At 46.5% G+C, this 11925-nt stretch carries 9 protein-coding genes; 6 read left to right on the top strand and 3 right to left on the bottom strand.

The window, feature by feature from the left end; all coding sequences use genetic code 11:
* Positions 1-9: 9 nt before the first annotated feature.
* Complete coding sequence (locus BUB18_RS19545; protein WP_083550318.1) at positions 10-801, top strand: 3-keto-disaccharide hydrolase; 792 nt, start codon at positions 10-12, stop codon at positions 799-801.
* A gap of 92 nt (positions 802-893) precedes the next feature.
* Here the strand turns inward: BUB18_RS19545 and BUB18_RS19540 are convergent, their stop codons facing one another.
* Positions 894-1496: a superoxide dismutase gene (locus BUB18_RS19540; RefSeq protein WP_073084322.1), complete on the bottom strand. Its 603-nt coding sequence runs from the start codon at positions 1494-1496 to the stop codon at positions 894-896.
* 261 nt (positions 1497-1757) lie between these two features.
* Between BUB18_RS19540 and BUB18_RS19535 the strand changes: the two genes are divergently transcribed.
* From BUB18_RS19535 to BUB18_RS19525, 3 genes are all read left to right on the top strand, one after another.
* Positions 1758-2462 (top strand): LuxR C-terminal-related transcriptional regulator, encoded by a 705-nt coding sequence (locus BUB18_RS19535; RefSeq protein ID WP_073084320.1) that lies wholly within the window; start codon positions 1758-1760, stop codon positions 2460-2462.
* Positions 2463-2755: 293 nt separating this feature from the next.
* Complete coding sequence (locus BUB18_RS19530) at positions 2756-2965, top strand: C2 domain-containing protein (protein WP_073084319.1); 210 nt, start codon at positions 2756-2758, stop codon at positions 2963-2965.
* A 170-nt stretch (positions 2966-3135) separates the two neighbouring features.
* On the top strand, positions 3136-4071 hold the full coding sequence (locus tag BUB18_RS19525) for an SPFH domain-containing protein (RefSeq protein ID WP_073084317.1): 936 nt from the start codon (positions 3136-3138) through the stop codon (positions 4069-4071).
* Between the two features lie 108 nt (positions 4072-4179).
* Here BUB18_RS19525 and BUB18_RS19520 read toward each other — a convergent pair whose 3' ends face one another.
* Both BUB18_RS19520 and ligA read right to left on the bottom strand, forming a co-directional pair.
* A complete protein-coding gene (locus BUB18_RS19520) occupies positions 4180-4620 on the bottom strand; it encodes a nucleoside deaminase (RefSeq protein ID WP_178372165.1) in 441 nt (146 codons plus the stop codon).
* Positions 4621-4624: 4 nt separating this feature from the next.
* Positions 4625-6733 (bottom strand): NAD-dependent DNA ligase LigA, encoded by a 2109-nt coding sequence (gene ligA, locus BUB18_RS19515; RefSeq protein ID WP_073084313.1) that lies wholly within the window; start codon positions 6731-6733, stop codon positions 4625-4627.
* A gap of 167 nt (positions 6734-6900) precedes the next feature.
* On the opposite strand from ligA, the gene BUB18_RS19510 reads away from it, so the two are divergent.
* Together BUB18_RS19510 and BUB18_RS19500 are read left to right on the top strand one after the other, a co-directional pair.
* The gene (locus tag BUB18_RS19510; protein WP_245805703.1) at positions 6901-7623 is read left to right on the top strand and encodes an NUDIX hydrolase; all 723 of its coding nucleotides are present in this window, start codon (positions 6901-6903) and stop codon (positions 7621-7623) included.
* Positions 7624-8449: 826 nt separating this feature from the next.
* Entirely contained in the window at positions 8450-11845 is a 3396-nt protein-coding gene (locus BUB18_RS19500; protein WP_073084308.1) for a methylmalonyl-CoA mutase family protein, read from the top strand.
* The last annotated feature ends 80 nt before the right edge of the window (positions 11846-11925 follow it).

Below are 11925 nucleotides of genomic sequence, written 5' to 3'. Positions count from 1 at the left end.
AGTATGAACATGAAAAAACTTATTGTACCCGTATTATCAGCCGTAGTATTGACCGCCGCTTCCTGCGGTGGCGCAAACACCAGTACCAGTGCTGATTCCGTGAAAGTAGAAAAAACCGATAGCACCGCAGTGGCCGCGGTAACTGCATCTGCAACAGATAACGTACTGACCGATGCAGAAAAAGCAGAAGGCTGGCAGCTGCTGTTCAACGGTACCAGCAAAGATGGATGGCATGGCTATAAAGGAAAGGCAACTGACACCTGGCTGGTGGAAAACGGTATCCTGCACTGTATAGGCAGCGAAACGGACAAGAGCGATAAGCGTGCGGATCTCACCAGTGATAAAGAGTTTGAAAACTTTGAACTGGATGCCGACTGGAAACTGGCGGCCAAAGGGAACTCCGGTATCCTTTATCTCGTTACGGAAGAATTTGATGCACCTTATTTAAGTGGGCCGGAATACCAGATCATTGATGATAATAACTTCCCTGAAAAGCTGGAAGACTGGCAGAAAACCGGTGCTAATTATGCGATGAATCCTCCGCTGGTAGCGGCTTCTAACCCAATTGGGGAGTGGAATCATACGAAGATAACTGTCAATAAAGGACATGTGGAACATTGGCTGAACGGACAGAAAACGGCTGAGTATACCATCAATAGTCCGGAATGGAAAAAGGCCAAAGAAACCGGCAAGTGGAAAGATGCTGCTGGTTATGGCAAAGCCTCTAAAGGCAAGATTGCGCTCCAGGACCATGGCAGCGAAATCTGGTTTAAGAACGTGAAAATTAAAGAACTGAAGTAAGAGATGCTGCGTACTGCGCAGTTAACATCTCCCTAAATAAAAAATCCTCCCAGCCTTTTAGCGGGGAGGATTTTTTTTATCAGGTAGTATCCTTATGCTTTTTCGAACAGGGCGCTAACTGCATCCCAGTTTACTACGTTCCAGAAAGCAGCCAGGTATTCAGGGCGGCGGTTCTGGTATTTCAGGTAGTAAGCGTGTTCCCAAACGTCAACACCCAGGATAGGAGTGCCTTTTACTTCAGCAACGTCCATCAGCGGGTTGTCCTGGTTAGGAGTGGAAGTAACTTCCAGTTTACCGTCTTTCACGATGAGCCATGCCCAGCCTGAACCGAAACGGGTAGCACCGGCAGTATTAAATTTCTCCTTGAAAGCATCGAAAGAACCGAAAGCGCTGTTGATAGCGTCTGCCAGTTTACCGGAAGGCTGACCACCTTTGTTTGGGCCAATGATGTTCCAGAAGAAACTGTGGTTCCAGTGACCACCACCGTTATTTCTTACCGCAGGGCTGATTTTACCAGCGTTGGCTACCAGCTCTTCCAGGGATTTGTTTTCGTTTTCAGTGCCTGCAACAGCTTTGTTCAGGTTGTCAACATAAGCCTGGTGGTGCTTACCATGGTGGATTTCCATTGTCTGTTTGTCAATATGTGGTTCTAACGCATCTGTAGCGTAAGGTAAGCTCGGAAGTGTAAATGCCATAACTCAGTTTTTTATGGGTTTATAATATTTTTTTCGAGATAGTCGCCAAATTTACTGCCTATCTGGCTAAAAATCAATTAAGAATTTTGATACCCCTATCAATTAGAAATATATAATCCACACATCACATGAATGGTTGAGTTGGACATATGATTTTTTATTTTAAATTTACAGACACTCGGTTTAACAGGACGTAACACAGGCACTTTCGTATATGCCTATATGTTGTGAGTTACCTATTGTTTGTTTAAAACGTTTAGTATGCAGACAGCCTCGGAATCAGGCCAGAACTTTTCCCTCTCCGCCTTGCAAAAGGAGAACGAGCAATTGAAGCATCGCGTGCAATGGCTGGAAGGTATCCTGCATCATGTACCCGCCATGTTGTACAGCTACGATAATAACAAGAAAAGTATAACCTGGTGTAATCAGGGTTTGGCGGAGGCATTTGGTTGCACACCGGCCGAGTTGGAAGGGTTGGGCATGGACTTTTTTAAAAGTATCATGCACCCGGAGGACTTTAAACTGGCCACTGTGGCCCAGCAATCTTTCCGTAATCATAAAAGGCAATTCGGGGGCATTGTTAGAATTAAGAAGCAGGGAGAAGATGATTACCGCTGGCTATTAGGCCTCGAAGTGCCTTTTACGCAAAATGAAAACGGGGAAGTGGTAGAAATCATCTGTGCCTTCCTGGACTTGTCCGGCGCAATGGATACCAATGCAGCCCTGTCAGATGCACTTGCTGAAATACTACGCCGGCAAAATGAAAACCTGTTGAATAAACTTACCGCCCGTGAAAAAGATATACTGGCCCTTGCTGTACAGGGCTTAAACAATAAAGAAATTGCAAACACGTTAAATCTCAGCAGGTATACGGTGGAAACTCACCGCAAAAACATCCGGCTGAAATTAAAAGTCAGGAATAGTACAGAGTTGGTTTCACTGGCACGTAAGATCGGATTTCAATAACCACTAAAGAGAAAATAGTATCGGTTTTTTGCAGACTTTTCTAGATAAAATTTGATGCCAACAAATCATTATACCTGTTGAAATTTTATCATTTAAATTGTATTTTTCTGAAAACCAAAGTATAAGAGTTCCCAAGCCGGTGTCGTTTTTGCTAAACATTGCTAAAAAAGTTCGAAAAATACCCAAGGTTGGGTATTTGCTCGCTTTTGAATCTCCAGTAATTTAGTAAAATAATATTATGAATGTTTTATTAACATCCAGATATGATTATTGGCTGAAACACCCCTATCACTATGATAACCGAGGAAAGAGCATTTTACATTTTGCAGCTGGAACAAACGGCTTCTGCTGAAGAGATTGTAGCCCGTTATGAGAGTTTGAAAGATCAGTATAGAAAAATTAAAGATGAAACAGAGGATCTGAGAACCCGGCTTGCCTATCAATTGAAACAGATTGAATTAGATGACGTATTCATATTCTTCAGAAGAAAACAGAGGATTTGACTTAGCTTTTTAGATTTTCATTCGTTGTATTTTTAAGCTCAGTTCATCCATTGTTTGTCTTCTAACAAACAATCCTCAAAATAACCCCATACCGGCTGTCCAACCCAACTGGCAGGTGAATTTTATTTGCTTATATTTATGGATTCAAACCCTACCTAAACTGTAAGCTTATGCAAATTGCTACGTATGTCATTATTCTATTGGCAGTCCTTTTTCTGTTGTCCTGTTTCGTTACGGTGCAACAGGGAACCATTGCTGTAACCACCATCTTTGGAAAGTACAATCGTTCACTTCCTCCTGGTCTTAACTTCAAAATTCCTGTAATTGAAAAGGTTTTCAAGAGAATATCCATCCAGAACCGGTCTGTAGAACTGGAGTTCCAGGCGATTACCATCGACCAGGCCAATGTATACTTTAAAGCAATGCTGTTGTATTCTGTATGGAACCAACAGGAAGAAACCATTAAAAACGTGGCCTTCAAATTCATGGATGAACGCAGCTTTATGCAGGCGCTCGTACGTACCATCGAGGGTTCTATCCGCGGATTTGTGGCTACCAAACGCCAGTCGGAAGTATTGGGACTGCGCCGCGATATTACAGAACACGTAAAAGAACAGATTGACCAAACGCTGGAAGAGTGGGGCTATCACCTGCAAGACCTCCAGATGAACGATATTACTTTTGACGAAGCTATCATGCGCTCCATGGCGCAGGTGGTAGCATCCAATAACCTGAAAGCCGCTGCTGAAAACGAAGGGCAGGCATTGCTGATCACTAAAACCAAAGCCGCTGAAGCAGATGGTAATGCCATCAAAATTGCTGCAGAGGCAGAGCGCCAGGCAGCACAGCTGCGTGGTATGGGTGTGGCCCTGTTCCGTGAAGAGGTGGCCAAAGGTATGAGTCTTGCTGCTAAGGAAATGCAACAGGCTAATCTTGATACTTCCGTGATCCTCTTCTCTATGTGGACAGAAGCTATCAAGAACTTCGCTGAAAACGGCAAGGGTAACGTTATTTTCCTGGATGGTTCTTCTGAAGGAATGGATAAAACCATGCAGCAGATGATGGCCATGAATAAACTGATGGACCCGGGAATGCCTAAGAAGTAAGGATTCCTCAATCTGATAAAAAAAGCCTGATGTGTTACACATCAGGCTTTTGCTTTTATAATCGAAACCTTGGGTTCCGTTCGGCGTATGTTCCGCGCTTCGCGCGGATTATTTTCTACGTGAAGAGAAGAAAGATTTCATTAAAGTCAGACTCTCTTCCTTTCCCGGACCCTCTTCCAGTTTGGTTTTGGGGTGAAAGGGAGATGTAGCACCCGTAGCGCGGCGATAGCTGTTTTTATCATCAGGAGCTGCGTAAACAATGCGCCCGATTTTACTCCAGTATAATGCGCCTGCACACATCAGACAGGGTTCAACGGTTACATAGAGCGTAGCATCCATCAGGTACTTGCTGCTGAGAGTATTGAATGCCGCCGTCAACGCAATCATTTCCGCATGTGCGGTACAATCGTTGAGCATTTCCACCTGGTTGTAACCCCGGCCAATAATACGTCCGTTCAGCACCACTACTGCGCCTATCGGTACCTCGCCTGCGTCAAAAGCTTTGCGGGCCTCTGCGAGTGCCTGTTTCATAAAATACTGATCATCCATCATGCTACTGTATCATTGCCAGGAATTCATCTTCTGATAAGATCCTGATAGTATTGATTTTTTTTGCTTTTTCCAGCTTGCTGCCGGCATCATCTCCCACAATAAGGTAGTTGAGTTTACTGCTTACTCCACTAAGGATTTTACCGCCGTGTGCTTCTACCATCTCTTCTGCATCGCTGCGTTTGAGCTTATGCAGTGTACCTGTAAACAGGAAAGTTTGACCACTCAGTTCACCGGTACCGGCGGCAGCACTTTTTGTATTGGTCATGTTAACGCCCAGGGTCGCGAGCTTTTCCAACATGTGTATGTTATCTGCGTTACTAAAGAACTGTTTGATGGACCCTGCCACCTTTGGTCCTATATCTTCCAGAGATAAAATTTGCTCCTCTGTAAACTGTGCGAGGTCCATTATATTGGATACGGCATTAGCAAGGGTTTTGGCCGTGGTTTCTCCTACGTAGCGGATACCCAGGCCGAAGATCAAACGATGCAGTGGCTGCGCTTTGGATTGTTCAATAGCCGTTTGCAGGTTCGTGAGCGACTTCTTCCCAAACCCTTCCAGCTGGCCTATTTTATCGAAGTCGAGTTCATAAATGCCGGGGATATCTTTGAGCAGCCCCAGCGCATAAAACTTGCGCACGTTGCTTTCTCCGAAGCTTCTGATATCCATCGCATCTTTACTCACAAAGTGAATGATGCGCTCCACTACCTGTGCTTCGCAGTTAATATTGATACAACGCCATACGCTTTCCCCTTCCGGCTTAAACAGTTTATCGTGGCATACCGGGCAATGGGTAGGGAACACGATATCTGTTTCGGTACCATCTCTCAGGTCGGCATTGGACTTAACGATGTAAGGGATTACATCGCCGGCTCTTTCTACCAGCACGGTATCGCCGAGCTTCAGGTCTTTTTCGCGGATCACCTCTTCGTTAAACAGTGAGATGGACGACACGGTAACTCCGCCAATATGTACCGGGTCAATTTTAGCTACCGGTGTGATGGAGCCGGTGCGGCCCACCTGGAATTCCACCGCGCGGAGTTTACTGGTGGACTGGCGCGCTTTAAATTTATAGGCAATAGCCCAGCGGGGGTGGTGGGTGGTCATACCCAGCTTATCCTGTAGGGCGTAGTCATTTACTTTGATGACCATGCCATCGATTTCATATGGCAGGTTATCCCTTTCATTTTCGAACCAAAGGCAGTAGTCGATTACCGCCTGCACACCTTTTACTACTTTCTTTTCCCTGGCGGGACTCCTGAAGCCCAGTGTGGACAGCAGGTCCAGCGTACCGCTATGCGTTTGCAGTTGTGCAGGTTCGTCTTTGCCTGGCTCCATGGTATGGTAGCTCATATGATAGAGAAAGGCTTCCAGGCCGCGTTTGGCTACTTCTGCAGGGTCTACCATCCGGAGTGAGCCGGAAGCGGCGTTTCTTGGATTAGCCAGTGGTGGCTGGTTTTCAGCCATTCTCTTTTCATTGAAGGCTTTGAAGGTGGTTTTATTGATGAGTACTTCCCCACGTATTTCTATCTGTTGGATACCGTATTGAGAAAAACGGGCGGAGAGGGGAATGCTGCGGATCTGACGGATGTTGGTGGTGATGTCGTCACCGGAGATACCATCGCCACGGGTAGCGCCGCGGGTGAGCATATCATTTTCGTAGATCAGGGAAATACTGGCGCCATCGAATTTAGGTTCGATGCAATATTCAATTTCTGAGAGTCCGGCGGCTTCGCGGGCCTTGCGGTCCCAGTCGATCAGGTCATCCGCATTATAGGAGTTTTCCAGGCTGAGCATGGGCACCAGGTGCTGCACAGTAGGAAACTCTTTAGTAAGGCCTTTGGCTACGCGCTGGGTAGGGCTGTCGGCACTAACCAGGTCAGGATGCAGGGTTTCCAGTTTCTTGAGCCAGGCAAAGAGCTGATCATATTCATAATCGCTCAGTACAGGATCGCTTTGTACGTAATAACGCCAGTCGTTATACGAAATTACCCGGCGGAGGCCTTCCAGGGTTTCATCAATGGATGCGTGAAGCAGTTGGTCCTTCTGTTGGTGGTCCAGCAGTTGTTTGGCCATCTGGCTAAGGGTTATTTCAATATCTTTTGTATACATAGTCGTTTAACTGAGCTGTAAAAATAAACTTATCTTTTCTGCTGGCGAAGGCCAGCGCTGGGTTAAATGGAAAAAATACTGCTTAAAGTTTCAAAAATTTGGTAATTTTTATGTTATTTGAAGCTACGTTTTGAAAAGCAGCATTTTATTGTAATTCCACGTTGTTTATGATGTCATCCATGTCCACCAAGAACATCAATACACACCTTGTTGAAATAAAAGATTATTTCAAGGTCGCCATTTCGGTCGACTGTGTCATCTTTGGTTTTAATAATGATGAGTTAAAGGTTTTATTAATTGAGTCTGACCTGAAGGAATTCAAGGGCAACTGGTCGCTCCTGGGCGACATTGTGCGGCCCGAGGAGGAACTGGATGCTGCGGCTTACCGGGTATTGAAAGAGCGAACGGGCCTGGAGGATGTGTATATGGAGCAAGTGCAAACCTTTGGCGGCATACAGCGCCATCCTGCCGGGAGGGTGATTACGGTGGCCTATTATTCCCTGGTAAATATTGAGCATGTAGAACTGAAGATGTATAATAATGAACTCCATTGGCACAGTGTCAAGGACATACAATACATGGCATTTGACCATAAACAGATCCTGGATACCTGCCATGAGCGGCTGAAGCAGCAAGTGATGGTACAGCCGGTCGGGTTTAATCTTCTCCCTAAAAAATTCTCCCTGCGCGAACTGCAAAATCTCTACGAGGCTATTTTAGATGTACAACTGGACAGGCGAAATTTCCGCAAGAAGTTCCTGAGTATGGATTTGCTGATGGACCTGAACGAGGAAGAAGCCGACGTTCCTCACCGACCGGCGAAGTTGTATAAATTCAATTTTGACAAGTACGATCAGCGTAAAAAGCGTTATTTAGGTATTGGCTTTTAAATACCATAAACTGATATTTTTTTATCACCTCCTAAGGCCTTCAGAGATATCTCCGTTAAAATAAAATTTCTTTCAAATCCTTTACTGTAAAGGCTTAGAAGCCTGTTGCATGGATTTGTCATTTTTACAATTTTATTTTCTAAAAAAGGTTCAAAAAAGTTTGTTTTTAACAAAATTTTAATTAAGATTGTGTAAGATATACACATCCTAAGAAATCATCTGTTTTTGATGATGCCATATTTGCCGAAAGTATAATCGCTAAAGAAATTGTTGTAATGACCAGTATGTAGAAATCCTTGTTGTTCAGAAAAGTATCTATCTGATTTTTCTTACATCACTAAATAAATAATTGATAAAATTTTTTCTCTATAGTTGATTTTATAATTCCACGTTATGAAACAAAGGCTGCTTCGCATTTTTGCCTGGTGTCTTTTATTTAATTTCCCTTGTACTGCCCGTACAAGGGAATTTTTTTTCGGGAGATGTTAACCCTGCTGAGGCAGATTTCCCCGTGAAAGAGACTTTGAACCAGGGGATGCGGCCCCGGCCTTGGGGCCGCATCCCGTCATAGCGGACGACCTTCGGTCGTCCGCTATGACGGGATAAAAAATCTCCATTTTCGACAATTTTATTCATAAGCCAACCCTCATTAATAATCATCTAACCTACGATAAGGTTCGTTTCAGAAACCCCTATGATTCCCCGTTACTATTGAATGCTGATTAATGATATTCCACCGCCTTCCGGTAACAGCAGGATGATTCCGGCCAAAGAATACGTAAATTGCAGATCGCACAAACCTGTGCGGGCTAAATAAGAACATAATATGTCGTATACACCAAAAAACAAGGTTCGCATTGTAACGGCGGCCGCCTTATTCGATGGTCATGATGCTGCTATCAATATCATGCGCCGCATCATGCAGGCAAAAGGAGCTGAGGTCATTCACCTGGGGCATAACCGCTCTGCTGCGGAAATAGTGGACTGTGCTATCCAGGAAGATGCACAGGGCATTGCTGTCACATCCTACCAGGGAGGCCATGTGGAGTTTTTTAAGTACATGTACGACCTGTTAAAAGAAAAAGGCTGTGGACATATTAAAATATTCGGTGGCGGTGGCGGAACAATCCTGCCTACGGAGCTGGAAGAACTGCATGCTTATGGCATCGCACGGCTGTATTCACCAGACGATGGCCGCCAGATGGGCCTCGAGGGGATGATTGAAGACCTGATCAGTAAGTGTGATACGCCGATAGAACCATTGCCTGCAGGAGCCGGAGGGGAAGATATTGCCCGCCTCCAGCAGGATAAAAATCCGAAAATCATCGCCAGAGCCATTTCTCTGGCCGAAAGCGATATTCCGGTGGCCATGCTGAACGGCAAAAAATCCCGTACAGCCGTTACCGTAGGAGAGGATGTTACAGAGATTACCACCACCTCCGATGGTATTCCCGTGCTGGGTATCACCGGTACCGGCGGCGCCGGTAAAAGTAGTGTGACGGATGAACTGGTACGCCGGTTCATCAACCGCCATACGGATAAAACCATTGCGGTTATTTCAGTGGACCCTTCCAAGAAAAAAACCGGTGGCGCCCTGCTGGGGGATCGTATCCGCATGAACTCCATCCACCACCCGCGGGCATACATGCGCTCCCTGGCTACCCGCGAAAGCGATAAAGCCATCAGTGAGCATATCCAGGAAGCTATCGATATCTGCAAAGCCGCTGCTTTTGACTTCATCATACTGGAAACTTCCGGGATCGGGCAGAGCGATACAGCTATCACCGATTACTGCGACGTTTCCCTCTACGTGATGACGCCTGAATATGGCGCCGCATCCCAGTTGGAAAAAATCAACATGCTCGATTATGCGGACGTAATCGCCATCAACAAATTCGATAAAGCCGGCGCCCTCGATGCCCTGCATGATGTGCGCAAGCAATATAAACGTAACCACAACCTCTGGACTGCCAAAGACGAAGAACTGCCAGTGGTAGGCTCTATCGCCTCCCAGTTTAATGATGCCGGCATCAACCTGCTGTTTGAACGGGTAATGGAAAAAGTGGTAGAAAAATCTGGTATTTCATTCGGGGAGATTGAACAGGAAAGTGTGAAAGCCACCACCACCAAATCCCAGATCATACCGCCGGCACGCGTGCGCTACCTGGCAGAAATCGCCGAAGCTATCGGGGATTACGGCACCTGGGTGAATGAGCAATGCAAAATCGCCACACAGCTGTACCAGATTGCAGGCGTAATGAAGCTTCAGCTCGACGATGCTAAAATGACCACACTGGGAGATATCCAGCAGCAACTACAAAAAGAACTGCACCCTGATTGTAAACAGCTGATCGACAACTGGCCTGCTTTACAGCAGCAGTATACGGCAGAATTTTATGAATTCAGGGTGAGAGATAAGGTGATCAAACTGCCGAACTACTCGGAAAGTTTGAGTCATAGCCGTATACCGAAAGTAAGCCTGCCTAAGTACAGCGATTGGGGCGACATCCTCCGCTGGCAGCTTACCGAAAACGTGCCCGGTGAGTTCCCGTATGCAGCAGGCGTATTCCCGCTGAAGCGCGAAGGGGAAGATCCTACCCGTATGTTTGCCGGTGAAGGCGGCCCGGAAAGAACGAATAAACGTTTCCATTACGTATCACTCGACCAGCCGGCAAAGCGCTTGTCTACCGCATTTGACAGCGTTACCCTGTACGGCGAAGATCCGGCAGTGCGGCCTGACATCTACGGGAAAATCGGTAACTCCGGTGTAAGCATTGCCACCGTGGATGATGCCAAAAAACTTTACAGCGGCTTTGACCTCTGCGATCCGAAAACCTCGGTATCAATGACGATCAACGGCCCGGCGCCTATCCTGCTGGCCTTTTTCATGAACGCTGCCATCGATCAGCAGTGCGAGAAGTACATCAAAGAAAATGGGTTGACTGAAAAAGTACAGGCCATCATCCGGGATAAATTTAAAGATCATCCGCTGCCACATTATAATGGCGACCTGCCTGCAGGCAATGACGGGCTGGGGCTTGCCTTACTGGGCATTTCCGGCGAAGAGGTGCTGGATAAAGAGGTATATGAAAAGATAAAAGCGCATGCCCTGAGCACGGTACGCGGTACTGTGCAGGCAGACATCCTGAAAGAAGACCAGGCACAAAACACCTGTATTTTCTCCACTGAGTTTGCCCTGAAGTTAATGGGCGACGTACAGGAGTATTTCATCAATACCAAGGTGCGCAACTTCTATTCGGTAAGTATTTCCGGGTACCATATTGCGGAAGCGGGCGCTAATCCGATTACGCAGCTGGCGTTTACGCTGGCTAACGGCTTTACCTATGTGGAGTATTATCTGAGTCGCGGTATGAATATCGATGACTTTGCACCTAATCTCTCCTTCTTCTTCAGCAACGGTATGGACCCTGAGTACGCGGTGATAGGCCGTGTGGCACGCCGTATCTGGGCTAAAGCCATCAAGTATAAATACAAGGGTAACGACCGTTCACAGAAACTGAAGTATCACATTCAAACCAGCGGAAGAAGTCTGCACGCGCAGGAGATTGATTTCAATGATATCCGTACCACCCTGCAGGCGCTTTACGCGATATACGATAACTGTAACTCTCTTCATACCAACGCTTACGATGAGGCTATCACTACGCCTACGGAGGAAAGCGTACGCAGGGCAATGGCTATTCAGCTGATCATTAACCGGGAGCTGGGTACAGCTAAAAACGAGAATCCGATCCAGGGTTCCTTTTTCATCGAAGAGCTGACCGAACTGGTGGAAGAGGCGGTGCTGTCAGAGTTCCAGCGTATAACAGAGCGCGGAGGCGTCCTGGGCGCCATGGAGCGTATGTACCAGCGTAATAAAATCCAGGAAGAGAGCATGTACTATGAGTCGCTCAAACATACCGGCGAATACCCTATTGTGGGTGTAAATACCTTCCTGAATAAAAACGGTTCACCTACCGTTATTCCTGCGGAAGTTATCCGTAGTACCACTGAGGAAAAAGACTTCCAGATCAACACCCTGGATGCTTTCCAGCAGCGCCATGCCGCTAAGTCGGAGGCAGCACTGAAGCACCTGAAGCAGGTAGCCGTTAATAACGGCAACTTGTTTGAGGAGCTGATGGAGACGGTGAAGCATTGCTCGCTGGGCCAGATCACCCATGCACTGTATGAAGTGGGAGGGCAGTATAGAAGAAATATGTAATCCGGTATTATAAAGAAAGAACGGGTAGGGCCGGGACGATTGTCCCGGCCCTACCCGTTCCTAGCCTGTTGCCTGCGGCA

This window comes from Chitinophaga jiangningensis (assembly GCF_900142605.1).
Lineage (GTDB): Bacteria > Bacteroidota > Bacteroidia > Chitinophagales > Chitinophagaceae > Chitinophaga > Chitinophaga jiangningensis.
Note: the sequence above shows the minus strand (reverse complement) of the source record. Positions and strands in the feature narration are given on the sequence as shown.